This is a genomic window from Exiguobacterium artemiae 255-15, assembly GCF_000019905.1.
Lineage (GTDB): Bacteria > Bacillota > Bacilli > Exiguobacteriales > Exiguobacteriaceae > Exiguobacterium_A > Exiguobacterium_A artemiae.
In genome coordinates this window covers 2,823,190-2,850,092 of sequence record NC_010556.1, presented here as the reverse complement: position 1 = coordinate 2,850,092, position 26,903 = coordinate 2,823,190, and the positions used below count along the sequence as shown (strand labels likewise).

Annotated in this window: 25 protein-coding genes and 1 other annotated feature; of the genes, 9 read left to right on the top strand and 16 right to left on the bottom strand. The window is 47.8% G+C overall.

Annotated features, from left to right (window positions below; translation table 11 throughout):
• The first annotated feature begins 32 nt into the window (after nucleotides 1-32).
• Complete coding sequence (gene trhO / locus EXIG_RS14585) at nucleotides 33-950, top strand: oxygen-dependent tRNA uridine(34) hydroxylase TrhO (protein ID WP_012371725.1); 918 nt, start codon at nucleotides 33-35, stop codon at nucleotides 948-950.
• A gap of 60 nt (nucleotides 951-1,010) precedes the next feature.
• Here the strand turns inward: trhO and EXIG_RS14580 are convergent, their stop codons facing one another.
• Both EXIG_RS14580 and EXIG_RS14575 read right to left on the bottom strand, forming a co-directional pair.
• Entirely contained in the window at nucleotides 1,011-1,799 is a 789-nt protein-coding gene (locus tag EXIG_RS14580; RefSeq protein ID WP_234944549.1) for an alpha/beta hydrolase, read from the bottom strand.
• Nucleotides 1,800-1,805: 6 nt separating this feature from the next.
• Nucleotides 1,806-3,482: a GGDEF domain-containing protein gene (locus tag EXIG_RS14575; protein ID WP_012371723.1), complete on the bottom strand. Its 1,677-nt coding sequence runs from the start codon at nucleotides 3,480-3,482 to the stop codon at nucleotides 1,806-1,808.
• A gap of 125 nt (nucleotides 3,483-3,607) precedes the next feature.
• Nucleotides 3,608-3,829, top strand: a binding site (T-box leader).
• 56 nt (nucleotides 3,830-3,885) lie between these two features.
• On the opposite strand from EXIG_RS14575, the gene argS reads away from it, so the two are divergent.
• Together argS and EXIG_RS14565 are read left to right on the top strand one after the other, a co-directional pair.
• On the top strand, nucleotides 3,886-5,568 hold the full coding sequence (gene argS / locus EXIG_RS14570; protein WP_012371722.1) for an arginine--tRNA ligase: 1,683 nt from the start codon (nucleotides 3,886-3,888) through the stop codon (nucleotides 5,566-5,568).
• 30 nt (nucleotides 5,569-5,598) lie between these two features.
• Complete coding sequence (locus tag EXIG_RS14565; RefSeq protein ID WP_012371721.1) at nucleotides 5,599-6,204, top strand: hypothetical protein; 606 nt, start codon at nucleotides 5,599-5,601, stop codon at nucleotides 6,202-6,204.
• 71 nt (nucleotides 6,205-6,275) lie between these two features.
• Here EXIG_RS14565 and EXIG_RS14560 read toward each other — a convergent pair whose 3' ends face one another.
• From EXIG_RS14560 to EXIG_RS14550, 3 genes are all read right to left on the bottom strand, one after another.
• Nucleotides 6,276-6,869 (bottom strand): metallophosphoesterase family protein, encoded by a 594-nt coding sequence (locus tag EXIG_RS14560; protein ID WP_012371720.1) that lies wholly within the window; start codon nucleotides 6,867-6,869, stop codon nucleotides 6,276-6,278.
• 63 nt (nucleotides 6,870-6,932) lie between these two features.
• Complete coding sequence (locus EXIG_RS14555) at nucleotides 6,933-7,346, bottom strand: carboxymuconolactone decarboxylase family protein (protein ID WP_012371719.1); 414 nt, start codon at nucleotides 7,344-7,346, stop codon at nucleotides 6,933-6,935.
• A 96-nt stretch (nucleotides 7,347-7,442) separates the two neighbouring features.
• On the bottom strand, nucleotides 7,443-8,318 hold the full coding sequence (locus EXIG_RS14550) for a LysR family transcriptional regulator (protein WP_012371718.1): 876 nt from the start codon (nucleotides 8,316-8,318) through the stop codon (nucleotides 7,443-7,445).
• A 114-nt stretch (nucleotides 8,319-8,432) separates the two neighbouring features.
• Here EXIG_RS14550 and EXIG_RS14545 point away from each other — a divergent pair, with 114 nt between their 5' ends.
• A complete protein-coding gene (locus EXIG_RS14545; RefSeq protein ID WP_012371717.1) occupies nucleotides 8,433-9,215 on the top strand; it encodes a 3-hydroxybutyrate dehydrogenase in 783 nt (260 codons plus the stop codon).
• Nucleotides 9,216-9,261: 46 nt separating this feature from the next.
• On the opposite strand, the gene EXIG_RS14540 is transcribed toward EXIG_RS14545, so the two are convergent.
• Nucleotides 9,262-9,756: a YajQ family cyclic di-GMP-binding protein gene (locus tag EXIG_RS14540; RefSeq protein WP_012371716.1), complete on the bottom strand. Its 495-nt coding sequence runs from the start codon at nucleotides 9,754-9,756 to the stop codon at nucleotides 9,262-9,264.
• A 160-nt stretch (nucleotides 9,757-9,916) separates the two neighbouring features.
• Here EXIG_RS14540 and pulA point away from each other — a divergent pair, with 160 nt between their 5' ends.
• Entirely contained in the window at nucleotides 9,917-11,929 is a 2,013-nt protein-coding gene (gene pulA / locus EXIG_RS14535) for a type I pullulanase (RefSeq protein WP_012371715.1), read from the top strand.
• A 208-nt stretch (nucleotides 11,930-12,137) separates the two neighbouring features.
• Nucleotides 12,138-12,620: a hypothetical protein gene (locus EXIG_RS14530; RefSeq protein ID WP_012371714.1), complete on the top strand. Its 483-nt coding sequence runs from the start codon at nucleotides 12,138-12,140 to the stop codon at nucleotides 12,618-12,620.
• A gap of 62 nt (nucleotides 12,621-12,682) precedes the next feature.
• Here the strand turns inward: EXIG_RS14530 and EXIG_RS15805 are convergent, their stop codons facing one another.
• Nucleotides 12,683-12,859 carry a YycC family protein gene (locus tag EXIG_RS15805; protein ID WP_012371713.1) on the bottom strand — a complete coding sequence of 59 codons (177 nt, stop codon included), beginning with the start codon at nucleotides 12,857-12,859 and terminating at the stop codon, nucleotides 12,683-12,685.
• 115 nt (nucleotides 12,860-12,974) lie between these two features.
• Between EXIG_RS15805 and EXIG_RS14525 the strand changes: the two genes are divergently transcribed.
• From EXIG_RS14525 to EXIG_RS14515, 3 genes are all read left to right on the top strand, one after another.
• Nucleotides 12,975-13,769 carry a hypothetical protein gene (locus EXIG_RS14525; protein ID WP_148206650.1) on the top strand — a complete coding sequence of 265 codons (795 nt, stop codon included), beginning with the start codon at nucleotides 12,975-12,977 and terminating at the stop codon, nucleotides 13,767-13,769.
• Nucleotides 13,770-13,831: 62 nt separating this feature from the next.
• Nucleotides 13,832-15,937 carry an MMPL family transporter gene (locus tag EXIG_RS14520; protein ID WP_012371711.1) on the top strand — a complete coding sequence of 702 codons (2,106 nt, stop codon included), beginning with the start codon at nucleotides 13,832-13,834 and terminating at the stop codon, nucleotides 15,935-15,937.
• Between the two features lie 103 nt (nucleotides 15,938-16,040).
• On the top strand, nucleotides 16,041-17,156 hold the full coding sequence (locus EXIG_RS14515) for an NADH-dependent flavin oxidoreductase (protein ID WP_012371710.1): 1,116 nt from the start codon (nucleotides 16,041-16,043) through the stop codon (nucleotides 17,154-17,156).
• 50 nt (nucleotides 17,157-17,206) lie between these two features.
• On the opposite strand, the gene EXIG_RS14510 is transcribed toward EXIG_RS14515, so the two are convergent.
• The 9 genes from EXIG_RS14510 to EXIG_RS14470 form a co-directional block, all read right to left on the bottom strand.
• On the bottom strand, nucleotides 17,207-17,779 hold the full coding sequence (locus EXIG_RS14510) for a 3'-5' exonuclease (protein WP_012371709.1): 573 nt from the start codon (nucleotides 17,777-17,779) through the stop codon (nucleotides 17,207-17,209).
• Nucleotides 17,780-17,889: 110 nt separating this feature from the next.
• Complete coding sequence (locus EXIG_RS14505) at nucleotides 17,890-19,287, bottom strand: MATE family efflux transporter (RefSeq protein ID WP_012371708.1); 1,398 nt, start codon at nucleotides 19,285-19,287, stop codon at nucleotides 17,890-17,892.
• Between the two features lie 159 nt (nucleotides 19,288-19,446).
• Nucleotides 19,447-20,526, bottom strand: coding sequence for a site-2 protease family protein (locus EXIG_RS14500; RefSeq protein WP_012371707.1), 1,080 nt, complete (start codon nucleotides 20,524-20,526; stop codon nucleotides 19,447-19,449).
• Between the two features lie 79 nt (nucleotides 20,527-20,605).
• On the bottom strand, nucleotides 20,606-21,871 hold the full coding sequence (locus EXIG_RS14495; RefSeq protein WP_012371706.1) for a sensor histidine kinase: 1,266 nt from the start codon (nucleotides 21,869-21,871) through the stop codon (nucleotides 20,606-20,608).
• Nucleotides 21,868-22,551, bottom strand: a complete 684-nt coding sequence (locus EXIG_RS14490; protein ID WP_012371705.1) for a response regulator transcription factor — start codon at nucleotides 22,549-22,551, stop codon at nucleotides 21,868-21,870. Before EXIG_RS14490 ends, EXIG_RS14495 begins: the two co-directional genes overlap by 4 nt.
• An 11-nt stretch (nucleotides 22,552-22,562) precedes the next feature.
• Complete coding sequence (locus EXIG_RS14485; protein ID WP_012371704.1) at nucleotides 22,563-23,459, bottom strand: hypothetical protein; 897 nt, start codon at nucleotides 23,457-23,459, stop codon at nucleotides 22,563-22,565.
• A gap of 99 nt (nucleotides 23,460-23,558) precedes the next feature.
• The gene (locus tag EXIG_RS14480) at nucleotides 23,559-24,110 is read right to left on the bottom strand and encodes a maltose acetyltransferase domain-containing protein (protein ID WP_012371703.1); all 552 of its coding nucleotides are present in this window, start codon (nucleotides 24,108-24,110) and stop codon (nucleotides 23,559-23,561) included.
• Nucleotides 24,111-24,233: 123 nt separating this feature from the next.
• On the bottom strand, nucleotides 24,234-25,118 hold the full coding sequence (locus EXIG_RS14475; RefSeq protein ID WP_012371702.1) for an SDR family oxidoreductase: 885 nt from the start codon (nucleotides 25,116-25,118) through the stop codon (nucleotides 24,234-24,236).
• Between the two features lie 227 nt (nucleotides 25,119-25,345).
• Nucleotides 25,346-26,698: an FAD-dependent oxidoreductase gene (locus EXIG_RS14470; RefSeq protein ID WP_012371701.1), complete on the bottom strand. Its 1,353-nt coding sequence runs from the start codon at nucleotides 26,696-26,698 to the stop codon at nucleotides 25,346-25,348.
• Nucleotides 26,699-26,903 lie beyond the last annotated feature (205 nt).

Here is a 26,903-nt window from a genome sequence, read left to right as displayed (position 1 = left end):
GCAAAAAACTGACATGGGGGCCAATGAGGATTATGAAACCTTATCGGGTACTATTATTTTATAAGTATGTTCCGATTGACAATGCGGAACAATTAACAAAAGAGCACCTTGCTTATTGCAAAGAGCTCGGCATCAAAGGAAGAATCTTGATTGCTCCGGAAGGAATCAACGGTACTTTATCCGGAACAGTCGAACAAACCGATCAATACATGCAAGACCTGCTTGCCGACCCACGGTTTAATGATATCGAATTTAAAATCGATGAGGTCGACGAACATGCCTTCAAAAAAATCTTCGTTCGTTATAAAAGCGAACTGGTCACATGGCGTTTTGAAGACGAGTTCAACGTCCCGGAAGAACATGCCGCGTATCTTGAACCGGCCGAATGGAAAAACATGATGCAAAATGAAGATGTCGTCATTCTCGATGTTCGGAACAACTACGAATACGATCTCGGTCATTTTAAAAATGCCGTCAAGGTCGATGTCGATGCGTCACGTGAGTTTCCGCAATGGCTCGATGAAAATGAACACTTGTTTGAAGGAAAAAAAGTCCTGACGTACTGCACGGGTGGTGTTCGTTGTGAAAAATTCACAGCGTATTTCCGTAAACGTCAAAACAGTGACGACATCTTCCACCTTAAAGGCGGCGTCGTCATGTACGGGAAAGATGAAGCGACACGCGGAGAAGACTGGGAAGGGGAATTGTATGTGTTCGACGAACGCATCCAAGTACCGGTCAACGAAGTGAATCCAACCGTTGTCTCAACATGCTATTACTGTGGGAAAGACGAAACACGTTACGTGAATTGTGCAAATCCGGAATGTAATCGTCAACACTTCTGCTGTGAAGAGTGTGAACCGAAAGTCATGCGTTCTTGTTCAGACGAATGCCGGGAACACCCGCGCAACCGTTATGTCAAAGAGCAGATGGAAGAATTGGTAAAGTGACGGCGTATAAATAAAACAGGCTGACAAAATCCGGATTCTGGATTTTGTCAGCCTGTTTTTTTAGGATGAAAATAAGAAGCGGAGAATATCCGGCATCCGTTTTGCCCATTCGGTTTCATGATGGACGGCACCCGGAATGATTTCATAAGCCGCTTGTTGAACTTTTTTCTGCACCGCTTTCGCCAAAACCTCGTTCGTATGCAGATAGTCATTTTCTGTCATCGGTCCGCTGACTTCCTTCGTACCGACGTCCATGTAACAACGATGGTCCTCTGATAAACCCGGACTGCGCTCGATGAATTCCAGTAAAGAAGAAAAATTCGCCCAACCGGCCGTCGATAAAGCAGCCACACGTGTGAAGACTTCCGGATAAGCAAATAGGCCGTACAGTGAAATGACACCTCCCATGGAACTGCCGATCATGGTCGTATCCGTCGGAATCGTCGCATACTGCGCATCGATATACGGTTTTAATTCATGAACAATCCAGTGCATGTATTGTTTTCCGTTACCGCCGATCGTCTTGCGATGAGACGGATATGCAGTGCGCATCAAAAGGGCTTCATCTGTCCAGGGGGCATATTCATCGTAACGGTCCATCCCGTCATCCGGACTGTCGATGGCGACGATCATCGCGTGTAACTGAACGGTGTGTAAAGCATGATGGACTTCCCAGCCTTTTCCGAAAGAGGCGGTTTCACCGCTGAATACATTTTGTCCATCGTGCATATAGATGACCGGGAGTGCTTCATCGGCCGGGAGTTCAGTCGGACGATAAATTCGGATCGTTCGGGGCATTTCAAGTGTAGGAACCAATCGTTCAATTTCAGTAATCGACAAGATAGTCACGACCTTTCAAAGATTAGCGTAATGAGCAGTACAATTGCGACCGTTGTGTTTGCCTCCGACATAAAGGGCATGATCCGCTTGACGAAGCGATTCTTCAAACGATCGTTCCGACTGATATTCGACGGTATCGACGCCGAGGCTGATGGTGATGGATAAACGATGTCCGTCGACGACGAACGGTCGATCGAGTACAGCATGCCGGACCTCTTCTGCGACATCGATAGCCTGATTCTGTGGAGACTGATGAAGTAACAGGACAAATTCCTCCCCGCCGTACCGTGCTGCGAAGACATTGTGCTTTTTCTGCTGGATGGACCGGATTCTGCGACCGAGTTCACGCAGGACGAGGTCACCGACCTTATGCCCGTACGTATCGTTGACATACTTAAAGTGGTCGATATCAAATAAAACAATCGACAACGGATAACGGTCGGAAGCAAACTGTTGCGCCCCTTCCTCGTAAAAAGCACGGCTGTTGGCGAGTTCCGTCAAGGCATCCGTCCGGCTTTCGGCGTACAGTTGATACGTTTCCCGTGAACGGTGCACCACCCGGCAAAAAATGCGTAACAAACGCGAAAGCTCGTCTGCACTTGTCGCATCATAGGCATCGGCAATTTGATGGAACAGAACGATCGATACATCGACATCTTCGTTCGTAATCGACGGAATGGCAATCATCGAATGACGGTCAACGGGTAAATCGATTTGAATATCCGAGCCCCAATCGCATCGGAGACCGTGGATGATTGGGGTGTGTAACTGTTCGGCCGACAGGGAATGGAATAGAGGCAACACGTCAATGATTGTCTTCGTTCGTATGTTGTAGATCGTTTGCTTACGCTGTTGCTGAATCGATATCCATCCTTCTGAGAAATCAATCAGATGTGGCAAGTCGCATAATAAGGAATCAATCGTTTCTTTTTCAAACCGGGAAATCAGCAGGTGTTCTTTTGCGTCATCAAACCGTTTGGCTTTCTCATTCGCTTCAATCGTCTCCACGCGTTGTTGGAGCAAACGTTTGAATAAAAATAAAATCAGTGTCGAGACAGATGCGGCGATGAGCGGATTCTCATCGTAAAACCAGATTCCGAGCAGGGCACATAAGATGCTGATACCGTAGACCAGCGTCTGCAGGCGGACAAGGCGGACCCAATCATATTTTAAGTAGAGGATCCGGTTGACGAACCGGCACTGGAGATAGGAAACGAGCATCACGGTCGTTAAATATCCGAGAAGCGGAAGGAGCGCTTTCGAGTAAGTAAAACCGGTCCCAATTGGTCCACCGAGTGCTAAATAGACAAGGGATGGACAGGCGAGATAAACCAAATCAAACAGAACGTTGATTGGATACAAGTATAAAAAGCGTTGACGGCGAATTTCTTTTTTGTGAGAAAAATATTGAAAAATGATGATACCAATCTGACTGAGAAAGATGGACGGCCCTAATCCGTAGTTAAGGAAGATGAATAAGATGATTCCTTCCTGAAACGTATAATAAATGCCTCCCCGCCGGATGTTGTCGAACTGAAACAGGATGATGAGTGCGAGAAGGTAGGCGGCATTGCCAAGTGAGAGTGGGAAGTCAATGAGTGTCGGATGTGTAAGTAAAGTGAAGGTAAGCAGGCTGGCGACGAGACACAAGACGAGCCAACTGTTTCGTGCCACTTTTTGATAGTAGACCATGGTGCGTCCCCCTCCTTTAACAGTCCTTCCCTACTTATACCCGTTTTGTGGAAATTATGATAAGGGATTTACAAAAAAATAAGGTTGAGAGAATGGGGTGAATTGCGTATAATGTGAAAGATATCAGACAATCGATGACGAAGAAAGTAACGATAGGATGTAATCGACCAGCGAATCAGGGAATGGTGGAAGCCTGAACAGATTAGACCATCGTGAAACGCACTTCCGAGATGCTATCCGAATCCATGTGATCAGGCCTAGCCGGGGGAACCCCGTTATCCCCGTTAAAGTGGGTGTCGTACCGTCGACACCAAGAAGAGTGGTACCGCGGTCTTTCCGTCTCTTTGCGTGTTGCGCAAAGGGCGTTTTTTATTGGAAAAAATAATTGTTTGGAGGAAATAAAATGAGTTACAAGCAACAGTATGCCCAAGTATTACACGATGTGATCGGTGACGCCCTGTCACAAGAAGAGATTGAACAACTGATCGAACAGCCGAAGCACGAGGATCACGGAGACCTGGCTTTCCCATGTTTCCAACTCGCAAAAGCCTTCCGCAAAGCTCCAATGATGATTGCGACGGAACTGGCTGAAAAAATCGATAACCCGCTGTTTTCAAACGTCCAGGCAGCCGGACCGTATGTAAACGTCTTTCTGAACCGGGAAGTGGTTTCGCGTGAAATTATTAAACGTGTCTTAGAAGAACAACAGGCATACGGATCAAGCGAGCTGAACGGAAAAACGATCGTCACGGATTTCTCATCTCCGAACATCGCAAAACCATTCTCGATGGGACATTTGCGTTCGACGGTCATCGGAAATGCATTGAACCAGATTTCACGAAAAAAAGGATATGAGGTCGTCGGCATCAACCATTTAGGAGACTGGGGAACTCAGTTCGGTAAATTGATGGTTGCCTACAATATGTGGGGGAAAGAAGAAGATGTCCGCTCTGAGCCGATCAAAGAATTGCTGAAACTGTACGTTCGTTTCCACGAAGAAGCGGAAGAAAACCCAGGCTTAGAAGACGAAGGTCGGGCTTGGTTTAAAAAACTCGAGCAGGGGGACGAACAGGCGACAGCACTTTGGACATGGTTCCGTGAAGTCTCACTCGTCGAGTTCAGCCGTGTATATGAAATGCTTGGTGTCAGCTTTGACAGCTTAAACGGAGAAGCCTTCTATAATGATAAGATGCAACACGTCATCGACTTATTGGAAGAAAAAGATTTGCTCGTCGAGTCGGAAGGCGCAATGGTCGTCGACCTTGAAGCAGAAGGCATGCCTCCTGCCTTGATCAAGAAAAAAGACGGTGCGACACTGTATGCGACACGTGATTTGGCGGCTGCCGTGTATCGTCTTGAGACTTACGGCTTCGAACAGGCGTTTTATGTTGTCGGCGGCGAACAAGCCCTTCACTTCAAACAACTGTTTGCTGTCCTGAAGAAACTCGGATTTGAAAATGTTGACGGCATGCACCATGTTCCGTTTGGTTTAATCATGAAAGACGGGAAAAAGATGTCGACACGTAAAGGACGGATTGTTCTGCTTGAAGAAGTGCTTCAAGATGCAATTAACGTTGCCAAACAAAACATCGCTGAAAAAAATCCGAACCTTGCCAATGCAGAACAGACAGCACGCGAAGTCGGTGTCGGCGCCGTCATTTTCCATGATTTAAAAAATGAACGCATGAACAACATTGAGTTTGATCTCGAGCAGATGTTGAAATTTGAAGGAGAAACCGGTCCATACGTCCAATATACGAATGCACGGGCAAATTCACTGCTTCGTAAAGGTGCTTATGACGGATCAGCGTTCAACGGAAGTGCGGATGATTATTCATGGGGTGTCGTATCGATGCTGAACCAGTTCTCGGCTGTCATTGACCGGGCGTTTACACGCCGCGAACCGTCGATCATCAGCCGTTATGTCCTTGATTTGGCTCAAAGCTTCAATAAATACTACGGACAAGTTCGTGTCCTCGAAGACGATGCGGAAAAACAATCTCGCCTCGCACTCGTAAAATCGGTTACGATTGTATTGACGGAAGGATTACGCCTGCTTGGCGTCGGCGCTCCGGAAGAAATGTAAAATAAATCAGATTAAAGATGGGGTTATCATATGAACAAAGAGACAATGGAACGGTTACAGCACGCATCTACACAAATGAACCAGGAAGACTCAGCTGCATCGATCGCTTTTATTGCTGACTTTCACGGAAAAGTCGCTGCATGGCTTCCGGGCGAATCAGTTGATTTCGTATTCGATTTCGTGACAGCACCAGGAGCTGATCAAATTGCTCCAATCAGCGGTGACGCACTCGATACGAAAACCAACTTTGAGTTCTTCATGACGAAAAAGCAGACACGCAAAAAACTCGGTGAGTTGCTGGCGTTATGGAAAGCACCCCGTACAAAAGAGACGTTGAACCAGATTGATGCGATCGGTTTGAAGAAATGGTTGGCCCGCAATGAATTTCGTTCGGAAGACAAGCCGTGGGACTATTTGAACCGTCTCCATGTCCTGTTATTCCTTGATCAGATGACGACGGTCATCGATGATCATCAGTTGACGACGTTATACGAACAATTGGTCCGTAAAACACCGGTTCCGACAAGCTTCGTCCGTCGTCAAGGTGAAGTCCGTCACGTCGTCAATCAGTTTGCCGATAAGACAGAGTTCACACAAGTGGATTTAGTTCGTGCTTCTCTTGTCCGTTATCTGTAACAGCGGATAACTCAAAATCCCCCGTTCCTTCACGAATTGTGAAGGAACGGGGGATTTTTCATGTCAGGCAGTCATTTGGCTCGATAAAACGTGATGGTTTCGGTCGTCGTATCGTACAGCAACCATTCCCGTTCGACCAGAACCGGTCCGACGTTGATGGCGTAACGGCCGCGTTTGATCGAAATCGGAATATCATGATGAACGGTTAATCGTTTGCCCTCTTTAAACAATCCGCGTACATGACTGTGACCGAAAAATAAGAGCCGGTCCGGATAAGAAGAGGTGTCGGGCGTCAAATCATAACTCCATTTCAATTGATCACCATGAATGAACAAAGCAGAATCCGTTTGTTTTGTCCGATCCGATGAGCGCAGCTGATCGAGATAATGGGATACGCCTGTCGGAATCAATGAAAACAACCGTTCTTCCTGATTTCCGAGCAACGTTTCAAAAAACAGCAACTTCAAAAAATCCGGATCAAGCGTCACGACTTGTTCGATTTCTTCAAACGTATACCGCTTGGCCCGTTTTTTTCCGATATGACATTCGTGGACGTCTCCGAGCGAAAAAACAATTGCTTGCGGAGCCGTCCGTTGAATAGCTGTCAACACAGCACGTGTATCGGATAATGAACTGTGCAGATCGGTGATGAGTGCATACTGCATGTGGCATCGCTCCCTTGTACTAAGAGTATACCCCGCGTTTCATGCGGCTCATCCTGTTTTTAATTAAGCCGGGTTGACGGTCACGCCGCGTTCAGAGAAAACAACTTTTGCGACTTCGAGTGCGTTAAGGACACGCGGGAAGCCGGTATAAGGAACAAGGTGCATGATGGCTTCGACGATTTCGTTTCCTGTTAATCCGGCCGTTAATCCGGTATTAATATGAAGCGCGAGTTGTGGTTCAGTTCCTTGGGTGACAAGTGTTGCGATCGTGACGATCGCGCGGTCGCGATTGACGAGCCCGTTGCGGCTGTAAACTTCCCCGTAAGCAAAATCGGTGATCCATTCACCAACTGCCGGAGCGATATCTTTTAACGATTCGGCGATTTTTTCGTGTGTTGATTGCGCAGAATTCGTATCGGTAAATTCGTTTAATTTTTTAAGTCCTACTTCGTGTCGGTTGTTTAAGTGTGTAGCCATGATGAATAACTTCCTTTCTGTTATGAACGATACGGTTTATCTTAAAGGAAGAATACTCATGCTACAAATACATGGTTTTTATATGTGTCATTCATTTTAAGAATGATTTTCTTGAATGAAGCGAATCCATTCACGTGTCACATAAGACTGATAGCGTCCGGTCGGGACAGCGACACCGATCTGCCACGGTACACGGACATCGAGCGGAATGGTTTTCACACCTTTGATCGTCATTTGCTGTGCCAAAGACCGCGGAAGAACAGTCACGGCATTTCCTTCCGCAACGAGCAGGCACAAGAAGTCCCACTGCGAACTGACATGGGCGACGGCCGGGCGGAACCCTGCTGTCTCACAGGCCTGTAAAACGACGTCGTGAAGTGAAAAGGTTTCATTAAACAGAACGAACGGCATCTCGGCGACATTTTCCAAGGCAATGGACGGCTGATCCGCGAGAGGATGTTGCTCCGGTAAAAACAGATGCAGCTCCTCTTCAATGAAGGGATAGACCGTCAAATGTTCATCGGCCGGAAAGACAGTCGCGATTAAATCGACTTCTCCGGCAACGACAGCCTTCTCAAGCGCGTGTCCGCCGGCTTCCGTAATCTCGATTGTCACCATCGGATACCGTTCACGGAACAAACGGAGCAGACGCGGGAAAAACAATGAACCGATCAAAGGCGGAACACCAATCCGGATTGTCCCTTTCGTCAAGTGCATGACGTCATAGAGATGAGACGGCAGATCGGCAAGCTGATTCAGAATTTTTTCGCCTTCGACAAGTAAAGTTTCCCCGGCATCCGTTAAGACGATTTGCCGTTTACTCCGATCAAACAGTTCGATATCCAATTCTTCTTCTAAATGGCGGACCATCTTACTGAGGGTCGGCTGAGTGACATGCAGGTGATCCGCCGCCTTTGTAAAGCTTTTGAAGCGGGCGACTTCCGTGAAATATTCCAACTGGCGAAAATCCATCTGATTCACTCCTATTCGTTTTTGTTATATCTATCATAACAAGTATTCATTTTTATTATTCATTGCCTAAGCGTACAGTAAAAGAAACAAACGAGTAAAAAGGAGTAGATGAAGATGAAACAACTTGAAGGAAAAGTCGCATTGATTACCGGAGCAGCAAGCGGAATCGGTCTCGAAATTGCGGAAGAATTTGCACAGGAAGGTGCAAAAGTCGTCATCGTTGATTTACAGGAGAATGCAGCCAAACAGGCGGCGGAAACACTTCAAAGTAAAGGATTCGAAGCCTTTGCTGTCGCAGGGGACGTCACAAGTGAAACGGCGATTCAGTCAAGCATTGAACAAACGATGAATCACTACGGACGGATCGATATCGTCATCAACAATGCCGGCATGCAACATGTTTCACCAATCGAAGAGTTCTCGACTGAAAAATTTGATTTACTTCAAAGCATCATGTTACGGGCACCGTTCCTCTATACGAAATACGTGTTCCCGATCATGAAAAAACAAGGATTCGGTCGTATCCTGAACATGTCATCCATTAACGGTTTGATCGGATTTGCCGGTAAAGCCGCTTACAACAGTGCGAAACACGGTGTCATCGGTTTGACGAAAGTTGCCGCACTAGAAGGGGCAACGTCCGGTATTACCGTCAATGCGATTTGTCCGGGTTATGTTGATACACCGCTCGTCCAAAAACAATTGTCTTCGCTTGCCGAAACACGGAATGTGCCGCTCGACCGGGTACTTGAAGAAGTCATCTACCCGCTCGTTCCGCAACATCGCTTACTGCAAGTCAAAGAGATTGCCGACTACGCGATCTTCCTCGCAAGTGACAAAGCAGCCGGTGTCACCGGTCAAGCTGTCGTTCTTGACGGCGGATATACCGCTCAATAAGCATAAAAAATCCCTTGCTCCAACCGGAGCAAGGGATTTTTTATGCTTAACGGAAATTAATGAACTGGACGTCGACCGATAACGGTAACTCACGGACGATTTGCATAACTTGCTGTAAGTCATCGCGTGATTTTCCCGTAACACGGATTTGATCGTCTTGAATCTGAGTTTTCACCTTGAGTTTTGATTCCTTGACGGCGTTATTGATTTTTTTAGCATCATCACGATCGATTCCGCTTTTGAGAATAACGCGTTGACGGACAGTATTTCCGGCTGCCTGCTCGACTTTTTCGTATTGCAGGTTTTTCGTCGGGACTTCCCGTTTGATGAGTTTAGCTGTCAGGACATCTTTGACTTGATCGAGTTTGAAGTCGTCATCTGAGATCAGAATCAAATCTTCTTTCTCGAGTTTCATGTCGCTTTTTGATCCTTTGAAATCAAAGCGGTTCGTAATTTCCTTTAGTGCAACCTGCATCGCGTTTTTAACTTCTTCGATGTTGATTTGTGACACGATATCAAATGAATTGTCTTTTGCTGCCATAAGAATCTCCCCTTTCGTTCCACAACCATTTTAGCATATTTGCCCGGAAATGCTTTGACTTCAGGTTGAATTTTCGGCAAAGAAAAAGCAAGGAACAGAGTCGAATCGTTCATCCGGATGAAATTTTGTTATAATGAAAACCATGAAATGAAAGGGGTGCATGGCTTTGAAACAAACAGCAGATATGTTGACGCTCACACCGGAAGAGTTGGATGAGCGCTATGCCTATAAAGGATCGGATTTAGGAGCGACGTTTGATGAGCATACGATACGTGTCCGTTTATGGGCACCGACGGCGGAACGTGTCGTAATTCGTTTGTACCGGACATTGCGGGCAAGGAAAGTTGAAGAACTTGAATTGACGGCAGATCAGCAGGGGACATTCGTCGTCGAACTGGATCGCGCTGTGTATGAAGGTTACTTTTATACGTTTCAAGCCAGCATCAACGGACAGAAAGTCGAAGCAGTCGATCCGTACGCGAAAGCAGTCGGGACCAACGGCAAACGGGGGGCATTAATCGATCCGTCGGCGATTCACCCGGAACGTTGGATTGAGGAACGTCCTTTGTTCCATTCGTCACAAGACGCTGTCATCTATGAATTGCATGTTCGAGACGCGACGAGCCATCCGGCGAGTGGGGTCATCGAGCGGGGCACATTCCGCGGATTAACGGAAGCGGGAACACGGACACCGGCAGGCGGATTGACGGGTCTTGATTATCTGACGGACCTAGGTGTGACGCATGTCCAACTTCTTCCGATTTATGATTTCGGTTCAGTCAATGAAGCGGCACCAAATGATCCGGATAACTACAACTGGGGATATGATCCCGTCAATTACTTTGCGCCGGAAGGATCCTATTCGTCGAATCCGGATGATCCGGCAGCACGGATCCGGGAATTAAAAGCCTTGATTCAAGCCTTGCACGATCGAGGCATTCGCGTTGTAATGGACGTCGTTTTTAATCATGTCTATGATGCGGAAACGGCACCACTTGGACAATTCGTTCCGGGTTACTTTTTCCGGCAGGCAGCGGACGGAACACTTTCAAACGGAAGTTTCTGCGGGAACGACACAGCATCAGAACGCTTTATGATGCGGAAATTCATTCTTGATTGTGTGACCTATTGGGCGAAAGAGTATCATCTGGACGGATTCCGGTTCGATTTGATGGGCTTACATGACGTCGAAACGATGATTCAGGTTCGTCATGCCCTTGACCGGATTGACCCGTCGATTTTGATTATCGGGGAAGGGTGGGATCTTGACACACCACTCGCAGCCGATCAAAAAGCCAACTACTTTAATGCGCCGCAGATGCCGGGAATCGCTCATTTCAACAACGGATTACGTGACGGTGTCAAAGGTGACGTTCAGACACCGGCTGACCGGGGATTCATCAGCGGGGCTTTCGAGCGGACGAATGAAGTCAAACGGGGAATCGCCGGAAACGTCTCTTCGCAAGGCTTTGCGGATGAACCGAATCAGGTCGTTTCGTATGTTGAAGCCCATGATGATTTAACGATTTGGGACAAATTGTCCGTGTCAAAACCGGAAGATACGGATGAAATCCGTCGAAAGCGGCAAATGCTAGCGAATGCGATTATCTTAACCGGCCAAGGTATTCCGTTTTTACATGCAGGGCAGGAGTTTTTCCGGACGAAAAACGGGATTCGGGACAGTTTTAATTCCGGAGAAGTCGTGAATCAATTGGATTATGAGCGCGCGGAACAATTCCGTGCCGGCGTCGAATATGTCAAAGGATTGATTGCCCTGCGGCGCCAGTATCCGATGTTCCGTCTGGAAAATACAGCAATGATTCGGAAACATCTCCGCTTCCTGGAAGAAGGGGAAGGTATCATTGCGTATGAATTGAAGCGGACGTACGAAGGATATGTGGAGCGTCAGCGGGTATATCACAATGCGACGGACCATGATGTGACAATCGAGTTACCGAGCGGCGAGTTCGAAATTCTCGTCGAAGAAGGGGTCGTAAAAATCCACGCCCCCCGTCTACACGAAGAAAAACAACTTGTCGTGAAAGCCTTATCGACGACGGTGATTGCCGAACGAAAAGCAGACTATAAGAAATATGCAGTGGCAGGCGGTGCCGCACTGACGATTCTTGGTTTGCTCTATGCAGCGAACAAACGACGTAAAAATAATAAATGATGGATAAGACGCTTGTAAGAATCGGGGTTCGCTGATGTGGACTCCGATTTTTTTTTTGATTTAGCCGTAGTGCATGACGTGACAGTCGTGTTGCGGTGTCATCAGAATGACTTAATGAATTTCTAAGTTTACTGTTTTAATTCATGACTTCCGGGAACATACTATAAGTAGTATTTAGAGTGCTGGTTTTTTTGAAAGGATGTATCGTATGTTTGGTTTCAATGATATCTGGAAATTTTTCTTCTCGTTTTTTTTACTCTTACCAATCGTCACGTTAATTCATGAGATGGGTCATTACTTTTTTGCACGTCTGTTTGGCGGTAACATGGAAATCAATATCGGATCGGGAAAATCCTTGTTACGCGTCGGTCCCATCCGCTTGAACCGCGTTTATTTTTGGGACGGGTGGTGTCAGTACGAGGCGCTTCGTCACGAAAATAAGTTTACGAACATCATGGTTTACGCCGGTGGAGCCATCTTCAATCTGGCGAGTATCCTGATCGTAAACGGTTTGATTTATGCGGGTGTCTTCGAGGCTTCGATCTTTACGTATCAATTCGCCTATTTCTCGTTCTATTTCATTTTCTTCTCGTTGTTTCCGATCGATCATCCGAACGGTTATCCGAGTGATGGAAAAGCGATTGTTAATGTATTCCGTTATGGAAAGTCTGAATATAATCCACAATCTTAATTTTATAAAGAACAATGCCCTTCTTTTATGCGGCCAGCGCACGAAAGAAGGGCATATTTGTATCATTTGTCTTCTGAAGATGTATCATCCGCAGAAGAAGAGTCGGATTGTTCCGCTTCTAATTCGACCAGTTTTTGTATTAAAATATGCCGCGGCATATGCATTAACTGTTCGAGCGGCACATTGAGACGTTTCGAAAGTTCAACAGCTGTATCAGCAGACAGTTGTAGGGGTTTCATTGTGTGTAGACCTCCTTTTTGTTTCCTTTAAGTATACAGGACATGCTCTTCGAGCGCATCGACAGTAGCTAGAAATGAAGAAGGTTGATACCGTAGGGAGTAGGAAGTGATGCGTATGTATAAACCAGCCGCTGAGCTGTTGTTCCATGAATCTGTTTCACTTTTTGACCGATTCGGTGATGATCTGGTTTTATACCGGGATCAAGGCGGATTTACAAAATGTGATTTGGATTTGAGAATACGGTGGGAGACAGCATGTGCGTATGTTCCGTTTACCTGGTTCTTTGAACCGGACGGATACCGTGTGTTCATCGTTTTTGAAGAAACTTCATTGTTTGGTTTACTCGATTTAAGAGACGGACGTCTCCAATATATGAATCGTCCCAGCCACTTTGCGGACGCTTGGTTCAGTAATCTTTATGAATGGCGAGGCGAACAAATTTTTATGTATTCGGCTGAAACCGATGTCGTACGTTATGATTTTGAAAAACAGGAAGGAACTTTTTCGGATTATGACGAAGCTCCTTTATTAGGACGTTTGATTGAACGGGGGTATGACCCGCAGTATGCGTTTGAACGTCTGCTGGCACCGGGAACGATGATTTCCTATGATGTGAATCAAGCGCGTTATGTCATTTGGGATGCGTTTACGGAACAGGAACAATTGATTCCGTTTTCCGAGTACGATGATTATTTGCTGGTCGACAGCCGGGAACATCTGTTTTCTGTAACGGATGCCAATCGATTTTATCTGTACGAAAAAGAGCAACTGAAATTTAAATTTGATGGATGCCAGTCATCTATCCTGTTAAAGACGATCTTACTGGATGAATCGGCGCAACGACTGGCCATCGTCTCGACGTCGGCAAATTTCGGAAATACGTGGCTCCAAATTTTTCAGAAGACGTAAACACATCCTTTGTCGCAGCAGGCGAAGGATGTGTTTCTTGTATACAGGGAGGAAGATGACAGATGGAACGTTTTGGTCGATACGTAGTCCGTTTTCGAAAAGGCATCAGCGTGACTTGGGTGGTATTGTTGCTGATCCTCGGTTATTTTGCAGTGCAGCTGCCGGATCAGCTGAAAGGAAACGGCTTTACGCGGGACGGGGAATTTCAACAAGTCGAACGCACGTTAGAAAAGGAATTTAAGCAGGATCCTCACCAAATTATCGTGTTGTTTGAAGGGGAAAAAGAAAGCATCCGGCAGGAAATGGAACGCCACGTCAAAGCGTTTCGGACGATTCAAGGTGTCGGACAGGTCGTCGGTCCGCAGGAAAATCCAGAAGCATTCAAAGACGGGAAAGGATATGTCTCGATCGGGATACCGGACATTGATTCCTCTTGGGTCAAGACAGTACAACAAAAACTCGATCCACAGGACGGCAGTACGATTCGACTGACAGGGGAGCCGTTGATCGTTGACGATTTGAATACAGCGTCCAAAAATGATTTGGTCCGTGCTGAATTGATTGGCGTCCCGGCAGCCTTACTGGTCCTGTTTCTCGTTTTCGGTACACCGCTCGCGGCTATCTTGCCGCTCATCATGGGACTCGTCACATTCATCTTCGGGGCCGGAACACTGTATTTCATCGCCGGACAACAGGAATTATCCATCTTTGTCTTAAATGCCGTAGCGATGATTTCACTTGCCCTCGGAATTGATTTTTCCCTGCTGTATGTCAATCGGTTCCGGGAAGAACGGACAGCCGGACGATCGATTACGGAAGCGGCGGAAGTTTCGGTGGCGACGGCCGGACGATCCATTTTATTTTCCGGAATTTGTGTTTTTGTCGGATTGGCGGGATTACTTGTCATTGACGTCGACGTCTTTCAAGCAGTTGCGCTCGGAACATTGGTCTCGGTGCTTGGTGCTGTCATCAGCGCCGTAACCTTACTTCCGGCTTTGCTGGCATTACTGGGCGGGAGTTTGGAAAAGGGCCGGATTTTCAAAGCGGATTCGGACCAGGGAGAAGTCAGGTGGCGTAAGCTCGCCCGGTTCGTCATGAAACGTCCGGTCGCCATTACCATCTTTTCACTTCTATTGCTGTTGCCGTGTTTAATTCCGTTGCGTGATTTGGAACTGAACATTCCGCAAGCGAGTGCTTTGCCGGAAGATTATGAATCGCGCCTTGCCTTTGAAGCGTGGGAAAAAACCTTCGGGGACGACGGAACGGATGCCGTTGTCTTGCTGAAAGCTGATTTTCAAACAGAACAGGGTGTCGAAAAACTGGAAGCATTGACGACACGTCTCGAAGCAGATGCCGGAGTCAGCAGCGTCATCTCAGCGACGTCACTGGCGGAAGCGAACGGACAGAGCGTGACTCAGATTGCCGCAAGTGAACAAGGGAAACAACAGTTAGCATCGTTGATTGCGTTTGATTCAGGAATTGCACGGGTTAACGTCAAGTTGACGGGAGATCCGGGAGACAAGAGTTCACAAAAATGGGTCCGTGAAGTACGGGACCAGGGCTATCAGGTCGGAGGACCGGCGGCCTTCAATCAGGAAATTTATGATGAAATCTACTCGAAGATGCCGCTCGCGTTAGGTCTTGTCTTACTTGCCACATTCATCATCCTGTTGTTTGCATTCCAGTCGATCTTGATTCCGATCAAAGCGATTTTGATGAATCTGCTCAGCCTCGGTGCCACATTCGGGTTGCTTGTCATTTTGTTTGAGTCCGGTTGGGTGTTCCCGGCCGAGACAATTGGTATTTTAACACCGGTCTTCATCTTCTCGCTGGTGTTTGGTCTGTCGATGGATTACGAAGTGTTTCTCGTCTCACGGATGGAAGAATACTACGATGAGACCGGAGATAATGATCTCGCGACGGAAATGGGACTGGCGAAGACAAGTAAAATCATCACTTCAGCCGCCTTAATCATGATTGTCGTCACCGGGGCCTTTGCCTTTACCGGCGTCAGTCCGATCAAGCAACTTGGTGTCGGAATTGCGCTTGCGATCTTCATTGATGCGACGATCGTTCGCATGTTCCTCGTTCCGGCGCTGATGAAGCTGTTCGGACACTGGAACTGGTGGTGGCCGGGCGGGCGGCGAAAACGGAAGTACCGGATCTGATCAGCGTTCAGAACATCAGTGAAGCACATCATTAGTCATTTAAAGCAGAGCGGGCGTATACTGACGATATTCAAGTTAAGATTTCAGAGGAGGATATGCTTCAATGGCTAATGAAAAGATGTTTGATACGTTTACACTTCCAAACGGAGTGACCCTTAAAAACCGGATTATGATGGCGCCGATGACGAACTACGCGGCAGAAGAAAACGGTGAAGTTTCAGAAGCGGAGCTTGCCTATTACGCAGCACGTTCAGGTGGAGTCGGTGCAGTCATCACAGCATGTGCTAACGTCACAGCAGACGGTCAAGGATTCCCGAATGAGTTTGGCGCGGAGCGCGACGAATTGGTTCCGAGCCTGAAACGTCTCGCGACAACAATCCAAGATCAAGGCGCAAAAGCGATTCTGCAAATTTTCCACGCGGGTCGTATGGCACCACCGGAACTCGTCGGCGGACAAACCGTCAGCGCAAGTGCAGTAGCACCAGAACGTGAAGGCGCAATGACACCACGTGCACTGGAAGCAGCAGAAGTCGAAGCGATCATCGAAGCGTTCGGTCAAGCGACACGCCGGGCAATGGAAGCCGGATTTGATGGAGTGGAGATTCATGGTGCGAACACGTACTTAATTCAACAATTCGTTTCTCCGCATTCGAACCGTCGTGAGGACAAATGGGGCGGCAGTCTTGAAAAACGTCTTGCTTTCCCACTAGCCGTCGTCGATGCGGTCGAAGCCGTTGCAAAACAAGATCCTTCGTTCATCGTCGGTTACCGTTTCTCACCGGAAGAAGTTGAAAATCCGGGAATTACACTCGACGATACGATGCAACTCGTTGATGCACTTGCGAAAAAAGATCTCGACTACCTGCACGTTTCTGTGATGGACTTCTTTGCCGGATCAATTCGTGATCAAAACGAAACACGTTCGCCAATCAGCTTAGTTCAAGAGCGTGTCGGTCAACAGGTTCCAGTTATCGGTGTCGGTTCACTCCATACACCGGAAGAAGTCGAGCGTTCGCTTGAAGTCGTGCCACTCGTCGCCCTGGGCCGTGAGTTAATCATGGAACCGAAATGGGTCGAAAAAGTCGAAGCTGGTGAAACGGAATCAATCCGGACAGAACTCGATCCGTCGGCACAGGCGGAACTCGTCGTACCGGATGCACTATGGCAGGGAATCACGAGCCGTCCAGGCTGGTTCCCGATTAAACAAACAACGAAATAAGAAATACGAAAAGGAGCCACTCAGAATTTTGAGTGGCTCCTTTTTTAGCATCAGTAAGCGACTTCACCCATCCGAACGCCACAAAAACGGTGTAGTTCGACCGGATGTTCGATATTCGTCCGGTCAAACATATCCTGCAGTAATAAAGCACAGATGTAGGCATCTTCTTTCGCATCATGGTGCTTAAACGAAACATTTAAAAATTCCGCCATCGTATTTAACTTATGGTTCGGTAACCATGGATACAGCTTGCGTGACAGTTTAACCGTACAGCCATATTGAAACGTCGGCATTTGATATAAGTCATATTTTTGAACGGCTTTTTGGAGCGCTCCCATATCAAAAGCCGCATTATGGGCAATGACAAGTTCGGCCTTCTCGATTAACTTAAACAATCCGTGTGCTTCCATTGCTTCCGGTAAGGCCGGTGCATCCCAAACGTCACTCGGGCGAATGCCGTGGACACGGATGTTGCCGGCATCAAAATCTTCTTCCGGATTAATCAGAACCTGCTCGCTCGTCACGACGCGTCCTTCGGATAAAACAGACCAGCCGAAGGCACAGATGCTGCGGCTGTTTCGGTTCGCGGTTTCAAAATCAATCGCTAAGGTATAAGGTGGCATGTCATCTCTCCTTTTTAAACAGCATACCGTATTTTGATTTAGAATGCATGTTCGTCTTTTTATTTTAACCAAAAAGTCCGTCTGCCTTTAAGACAGAACGGACTTTTTGGTTATTTGGCTTGTGCCGCTTTTTCCTGTTCTTCCGGTGCTGCATACTCATCCGGCTTAAAGAGCATGATCCGGTCACGGTAGGCAAAGACAACTGCCGTTAAAACCGCCATCAAATCGGCGATCGGAAAGGCGAACCAAACTCCTTGTACGCCGAAGAACATCGGTAAGATCAGAACGAGTGGAATCGTATATAAGGTCTGCCGTGAGAGCGACAGGAACAGGGCGATCCGTGCCTTGGCGAGCGATTGATACATACCGTTGACAATCATCTGAATGCCATACACGAATGAAATGGCGAATAAAATCCGCATCGCAGTCGAACCTTCGTTAAGTAACGTCGCGTCTTCCGTAAACATCCCGACCCAAAAACGGGGAAACAGCTGAATCAACAGCCATAGGGTGATGGATAACGTCAAGCCGTAACGAATGGCCAGTTTGATGGCTTGTGACATCCGGTCAAACTGTTTCGATCCGAAATTATACCCGACAATCGGTTGCATGCCTTGGACGATGCCCATGATCGGCATTCCGACGAGTGCCATGAACTTATTGATGACGGCAAAGGTTGCGAGTTCTGTCGTACCACCGTAACGGACGAGCATATGATTGACGGTGATGAACAAAATCGACTGTGATACTTGCATGATAAAAGAAGAAGAGCCGATTTGTCCTATCCGGCCGACCAGTTTCGGATCAAACCGGAACGCTTCCCGGTCAAGGACTAGACTCGTCTTTTTTGATTTCGTAAAAAAGAATCGGAAAATCAGGACGGATCCGACGATTTGCGCAACAACTGTCCCGAGAGCGGCACCTTGAATGCCCCAGTCGAGTCCGAAAATAAACAGCGGAGTCAGGACGATGTTGATCGCGACCGTCGTCAGCATGACCCGCATTTGATAACTGGCCCGTCCTTCTGCCCGAAGCATGGCACTGGAAGCCATCGTCAACATGAAGAACGGGGAACCGAGTAACAGGACCCGGAGGAAATCAATGCTGTACGGCGTGATTTCCGGCGTCGCACCGAACACTCGTAACAACGGTTCGACGAAGATGAAGGCCGTGATAATCGCAAGCATACTGACGACGAAGACGGTCATCAGGACATTCGCATAGGCTCTGCTGGCACCGGCCAGATTTTTTTGACCGAGCCGCTGAGAAGCAATGGCTGCACCGCCGATACCAACCGAATTCGAAATCGCCATCAAGACAAGCTGGACGGGAAAAGCGATACCGACAGCAGCGACGGCAACCGTTCCGATTCCCTGGGCGACAAAAATCGTGTCGACGATATTGTACAGGGCGGTCACGAGCATCCCGATCATCGCCGGGAGCGACAGGCCGATCAGGAGTTTATTGATGGGTGCTTCTCCCAAACGTGCCGTATTTTTATTCATCATCAGGAGAGCCTCCTTTTTTTCAAAACAGGGACATAGATTTTCATTCAGATTAGTCGCTTCCCCGGACGGATGCAAGTAATCGAATCAAGCAATGTGCAAAACGATTAAAAGACACTCCGGATATGAACGACGGAGTGTCTGTTTAAATGTCGCGACCGCTTAGGATGGCGTCGGAAGATATCCTTTTGAGTATTCAAATGCAATGAAGAGAATCGCACCGAGAGCCAGGTAAGCAAACAGCGTAATCGTCTGTTGTTTCTTTGGCATCTGATGGTATTCAACTGATTTTTCAGCCTCGAGTAACGGTTCAATCCGTTGGTCAAGTCGACGGATCAAAGCATCATAATCATTGGCCGAGTCATATTGATAGCGGAGCAACTCATCGGCGGCACTTTTTGCGTCTTCCGGACTGGCGCTCCGTAAATCCTGGAGGTCGTGCCGGAGTGACCAGGCAATCGGATCATAAGTGGAAACCGTTGTGTCGTCCGTTTCATCAATCATTTCGTCCGAACCGGTTTCTGTTGCGGTCGCGTGTTCCTGCTCGACTTTCGCCTGCAGAACACGGCTGCGGGCTGCCCGGTATAACATCAGAACCGATTTGTTGTTCTCATATTGTTTAGCGAACTGATATCGTTTCCAGACTGCACTTCCGCCAAGGAAAGCAATCAACAACAGAATAATGCTGAAATGGGTGATACCGTAGGCAATCAAGGCCGCGAGACCGGCGATCCAGACGACAATCGGCAGACCGGCTAAAATCCGTCCGCCGTCAAGCGGGCTGACCGGCAGCAGATTAAACAGGTTCAGCAAGGCACCCAAGTGGAAGATGACAAGCCAAAAATCGTTTCCGGTCACCGCATATCCGATTAAAAGCGGAATGAGGGAAAGTAATCCGGCAAACGGTCCACCGTAAGCCAAAATCGCTTCTTGTTTCGGTGTCCGGAATGTATCCTTGATTCCGATGACAGCTCCCATGAACGGCACAAAGATGGCCGGTCCTGTCTTGAAGCCTAGCCGTTTGGCGGCTGCGAGATGCCCCATTTCGTGAATGAACAACAGATACAATAAGCCGACGCCAAACCAGACGCCGAAAATTTGTGCGTAAAACAATAACGAAATTCCGAACGAGATTAACGTTCCGCCAAATTTAGAGAATTTTAAGAGAGCGAGCAGCACTTTACCTTTTGAGAGCAGAAATGCTCCGGCGACGGCTAAGCCTCCCCAACGTTTTTTAGCCATTGTTCATAACCTTCTTTCCTCATCTGACTCTTGTCTCTAGTGTACGCCAAAAGACGAGGGAAGGTTTCATTCCGAGTGTTCAGCGACAGGTGATGTAAAAACAGCTGCCGCCGTCCGGGCGGGCCTCACTGCCGACCGACAGCTGATGATGTTCCGCCAAAGCGGCCGCAATCGACAGACCCAGACCGCTGCCGGACCGGTCACGTGCTTCATCGAGCCGGTAAAACCGATCAAACAAACGAGCGCGCTGCGCGTCAGATAAGTGGGTGCCGCGGTCCAGGACCTCAAGCCGGTCCGGTCGGAGACGGATTTCCGGATCTTTAGCGTATTTGATCGCATTATCGATGAAAATCGTCAAAATCCGGACGAGTGCCTCGTGATTGGCCGTAACGGTACCGGTCGCATCCACGGGAATCGTGATGGCATAGGCATGGTGCATTCGGTCCGCGACCTCGGCGCCGAGCTGTTTCAAATCGATGGTTTCTGTCGTCGTTTCGCCGTAGCCGAGCCGTGATAATTCGAGCATCGGTTCAATCAGTCCACTCCGCATCGTATGCGTTTCGTTCAGAATATTGCTGATGGATTCTTCAAGGACGTCAGGATTTGTTTTACCCCAGCGTTTCAGGAGCTTTGCATACCCTTCGATGACGGTCAGTGGTGTCTTCATCTCATGTGAAACATCGGCGACGAACTGCCGTTGCTGTTCCATTGTTTGATCGACACGGCCGATCATCCGGTTAAAGACTTTTCCGAGTTGTCCGATTTCATCATTTTGCTGTTCCGGAACAGTTTCAAGTGTGCCGGAGTCGGAAATCCGTTCCATCGTCTGACCGAGTTGACGGAGTGGACGCAACGTTTGATAGGCGATGAAAAAACTGCTGAGAAAGGCAATGATGACGGCGGCGATCAGGACGATCGAAAAGGCGAAAATCAGCGTCGAGACCGTATCATCCACCGTATCGTCTTCAAACAGATACGCCTGATCTTGATGGACGACGCCAAACCAGTCACCGGATTTGAACGGTTCGTCGCGGGTCGTCGGGATACCGGGAAGATCGCGTGCCCGGACATCACCGTTGATAGTAGCGGAATCATCCTCCTCTTCATCGTTCGCGATGACCCAGCGTCCGTCACTCCGCGACAGGACGACGGAATCTTCATGAAGTGTCAATAACGCCCGGGTCGTCGAATCATCCTCCATCAGTTCTTCCGCTTGTTCGAGTTGCGTGAAGCGGGATTCGATCAAATGATCACGGACGACATACGTGACGACTAAAAAAGACAACAGCAATAAAAGGGTCGTGAACAATGTGACGGATAAGGCGAGTTTCGTCCGTAACTTCATCCTTTCTCCTCCCTTAAGACATAACCGATGCCACGAACGGTCTGAATGAGGGGAGACTGGCTACGGTCCATTTTTTTGCGTAAATACCGGATGTAGACATCGACGATATTCGTTTCTCCGAAATAATCATAACCCCAAACCCGATTGAGGATTTGCTCACGGGTCAAAACGTGCTCCTTGTTTTCCATCAGATAAGACAACAAATCAAATTCGCGTGGTGTCAAATCAAGCGGGACGTCGTTACGAAATGCTTCATGCCGGTCTAAATCCAGTAAGACATCGGCATAATGAAGTTGATTGGTTTCGACCGCAGCCTGTGTCGTCAAGCGGAGTAAGCCCCGGATTCGGGCCAACAATTCTTCGATTTCAAACGGTTTCGTCACATAATCATTGGCTCCGAGATCAAGACCGGCAACCTTGTCATACACTTCGCCCCGTGCCGTCAATAAGATGACGGGAACCGGATTACCTTTTCCGCGAAGCCGCCGAAGCACCTCGAAGCCGCTGAGCTCCGGCATCATCACGTCAAGTAAGACGAGATCGATGTCGTTCTCAGCAGCTACTAAGCCATCTTTACCGTTGAAGGCGACCTGCGTCGCGTATCCAGCGTGGTTTAATTCCAGTTCAAGTAGGCGGGCGATTTTCGAATCGTCCTCGACGATTAAGATGGTCGGTGCCATAGACTTCCTCCTTACGACTGTTCGTCGATTTCTGTCACTTGCTTAGATCCGTTCAACTCCAGTTCGACTTGTGAACCAACCTGTACATCATTATCCTGTTCCATGTTTTGCGCACGTTCAAACGTCACGTTTTTATCGTTTTGTTCAATGACGACTTGTGAGTCGGTCACACGAACCAATGAACCGCGGATATCTCGGTCATGCGTCGCATCGTCTTGACGGTCATCGCTTCGAGCGTCCTGGTCATCCGCATCTTCCCGGTCGAGTTCCCGGACGAGACCGTCCGCGTTCAATTCCAGTTTCACGCGGTCCCCGGCTTGCGCCTGTTCAAGTTCTGCCTGCTCGATGAAGCGGTACATTTGATCGGAACCGTTTTGCGTCAAAACGATTTGTTCATTCGATAATTCTTTGACGACACCGTTCACTTCATTTCGGTCATCGGCGGAATCATTATCTCGACCATCTCGGTCGTTGCGGTCATCTTCGCGTTCGAGTTCCCGGACAAGACCGTCCTGATTGAGTTCGATTTTAATCCAGTCGCCGGCTTGTGCCTGTTCGATTTCAGCGGATGAAGCGAACGAATAAGATTGATCCGATCCGTTGCGGGTAATCGTAACAGAATTGTCGGTTACTTCTTTTAACGTTCCTTCCATTTCCTGATCATCATCCTGGAATGAGCTTGGAAGCGACTGTTTGACGTTACTTGATACTTTTGTTGAAGCGGCTTCGACTTTTTGTTCCACTTGTTCTGACGTCGTAACCGTTGAATTGATAAGCGAATGTCCTGGACCGGTGAACAGCAAGAAGGCGCCTGCGCCTGTCAAAACGGTCCCTGTGATAGCAATCGAAGCGAGTCCTCGTTTTACAATGTTCTTTTTAGGTTTGTCCGTACGTTTTTCGTTTGTCATGATAATTCCTCCTCCGTAGTGGTAGCTGCTTTTCTTATTCTTAGAATAGCGCCCGTACGTGAGAGGAGACTGAGGATTAGATTAAAATTTGATGAGAAATTAAATCGATTTGATGAAGCGGGCCGGATTTCCTCCGACCACCGTATTCGGAGCAACATCTTTGACGACGACACTTCCGGCTGCGATGACAGCATTGTCACCGATCGTTATACCCGGTGCGATGACGGCACGTCCACCGATCCAGACGTTATCCCCGATGACGACCGGTTTTCCGAATTCGTAACCGCTGTTGCGTTCGACCGGATCGAGCGGATGCGTCGCTGTATAGATGTGGACACCTGGAGCGAGCATACAGTTGTCGCCGATCGTAATCGGACAAATGTCGAGCAGCACACAATCGTAATTGGCATAAAACCGTGCGCCGAATGTAATGTTGTAGCCGTAATCACATTTAAAAGACGGTTCGATGTAAAAATCGGTCTGCTCGATTTGGAACAGTTCCTGCAGGAGCGACTTTCGGGCAGGTAACTCGTTGATGCTGAGTTGATTAAATTGATGACAAAGCATCTGAGCCCGCTTTCGATCAGCGACCAGTTCCGCATCTCCGGCTAAATACAATTGACCTTGAATCATTTTTTCTTTTTCCGTCATGTGAATCATCTCCTGTCATATGTATACCTTCATTAGACTAAACCGGGCAGGGAGAAGCAACTCATAACCAAAAAAGGCAGCTTTGATGTCGCCATCAAAGCTGCCTGGTTGAAAAAAATTGAATTAAGCGAGTTCGATTCCGCCTGTGACACCATAAATTTGAGCTGTTACATAACTGGCGTCATCCGAAGCGAGGAAGACATAGACGCTCGAGAGTTCGACCGGTTGACCGCTTCGTTTAAGCGGTGTTTCCTGTCCGAATTCTGGAATGTTTTCGCTTGGTTGTCCTCCTGAAATCTGAAGCGGTGTCCAGATTGGACCCGGTGCAACCGAGTTGACGCGGATGCCTTTTGGCGCGACTTGTTTCGCAAGTCCGCGTGTGAAACCATTGATGGCAAATTTTGTTGACGCGTAATCGAGTAAGTTCGCACTTGGGTTGTATCCTTGAACCGAAGTCGTTGTGATGATGGAAGCTCCTTCTTTTAACAGCGGAAGAGCGGCTTTAACGACCCAGAACAATGAAAAGACGTTGATTTCATATGTTTTGCGGAGTTGTTCCGTCGATAGGTCCATGATGTCCTCGACAGCTTGTTGTTTACCGGCGACGAGTGCCAAAATATCAATTCCGCCTAGTGAATCATGTGCTTTTTTGACGAGTTGTTGACAGAACGTTTCGTCACTGAGGTCACCGGCAAGTAAGTATGCCTTTTGTCCGGCTGCTTCGACGAGTGCTTTGACTTCTTCCGCGTCTTGCTGCTCTTCCGGAAGATAATTGAGGAACACATCGGCACCTTCACGGGCATAAGCGATGGCAGCGGCGCGACCGATTCCGGAATCGCCTCCTGTGATCAAAGCTTTTTTGCCTTTTAATTTACCGGATCCTTTGTAGCTTTCTTCACCACAATCGGGAACGGGTTCCATTTTTGCCTGGACAGCCGGCGCCTCCTGATATTGTTTCGGGAAGTCATCATTGAAATATTGTGTAAGTGGATTGTTAGACTGTGACATGAACTGATTCCTCCTGTGATAGTGGTTTCGTTTGCATAAGAAGTATGTTCCCTGTCACTTCACGTCTAAACGTCAATTGATTAACCGAGTGAAGTTTTTAGCAGCTGTGGAAGGAGACTGGGCAAAGCAGCCGCAACAGATTATCGGAATTGATTAGATGAAAAACAAAAAAATCGGAATCCACGGATGTGGACTCCGATTTGAAGAGAGAAGGGGAAGGTGATGTATTAAACGCGTTCCGATGTCAGCTCATTCATGCCTTGTAAAGCTGCTTGGTTCAGCAGGTTCCATGGTTTGTTGTAATGCGGTTGGAAGAAGAAGTCGACAAACGCCAATTCTTCGAGCGTCATGTCGTTTTGAATGGCCACCGATAATGTATTCATGGCTTGTGTCAAATCAACTTTTGAGATGATTTGCGCTCCGACAAGACGGTGAGTCGTTGTTTCATAAACGAGTTTTAATTGGACATTTTCAGCTGTCGGCATAAACTCAGGACGGTAGGCATCCTGAACCGTCGTGCTCGTTACTTCCAAACCGAAGAATGGCGCGGCATCTTCCGTCAGACCGGTTGACGCGATATTCAAGTCGTATAACCGCAGACCGGATGTTCCTTGCGTTCCTTGATAACGGATTGTCGGAGCAAGCAGGTTTTTCCCGACGAGTGTTCCCATACGGACGGCATTCGTCGCGAGCGGAATATACGCATGTGTCCGGGCCGGATTGTAGTAGACGGCGCAGCTGTCGCCGGCGGCAAAGATGTTCGGATTACTTGTCCGCATAAAGTCGTCGACGATGATGGCACCGTTCGGTAACATGTCGATTTGTCCTTTTAACAGTTCCGTGCTTGGTCGGAAACCAACACAGAGAATGACGAGATCTGTTTCAAACGTTCCTTTATCCGTGACGACTTGTGTGACGTTTCCGTCAACACCGGTAAAGCTTTGAACAGTCTGGTTCAGTTCTAAACGAATGCCGCGATCCGTCAATTCGTTTTCAATGATGTCGGTGAAGGAACGATCCAGGTATTTATTTAAAATTCGGTCAGCGCTGTCGATGAACGTGACTTCTTTACCGTAGGCTTCAAACGCTTCGACCAGTTCAGCACCGATGTAGCCGGCACCGACGACTGTAATCCGCTTTGCATCTGTCGCTTTTTTAATGATTGTTTGTGCATGGTGATAGTTTTTACAGAGCTCGATTTGATTGAGTTCAATCCCCGGTAACATCGGGATGATCGGCCATGAACCCGTCGTCATGATCAATTTATCGTACGTATCATAAACGGTTTCACCCGTTACGAGGTTTTTGGCAACAATCGTTTGATTCGTGCTGTCGATTTCGAGAACATCATGTTTTAAGCGCATGTTTGCACCAAGCTCAGCCAGTTCATCCGGTGAAGAATAAAACAGCGACTCAGCATGCTCGACGACGCCACCGACGTGAAGCGCGATGCCGCAAGAGAGGAAAGAGACGTTATCGTTTCGTTCGTAAACGGTGATATCCAATTGCTCGTGCTGTGAAGTTAATTCTTTAACTGCTGCTGTTCCTGCGTGTGTACAACCGATGACTGCTACTTTCATGAGTAAAGTCCCCTTTTTGTTTTGTTTGTGATAAAAATCACATTCATTTGATATCCTTAGTGTATTACTTCACAAAGTCGTTTTCAAGTACTTTGTTCACTATTGAGCATAGATTTGTCTAAAATGTGAAATGGTAAACAAAAGACAAGTCTCCTGTATCGTTTATGTTAAAAACGTGTAAAACTGTTTCAGTTTCTGAAGTTCG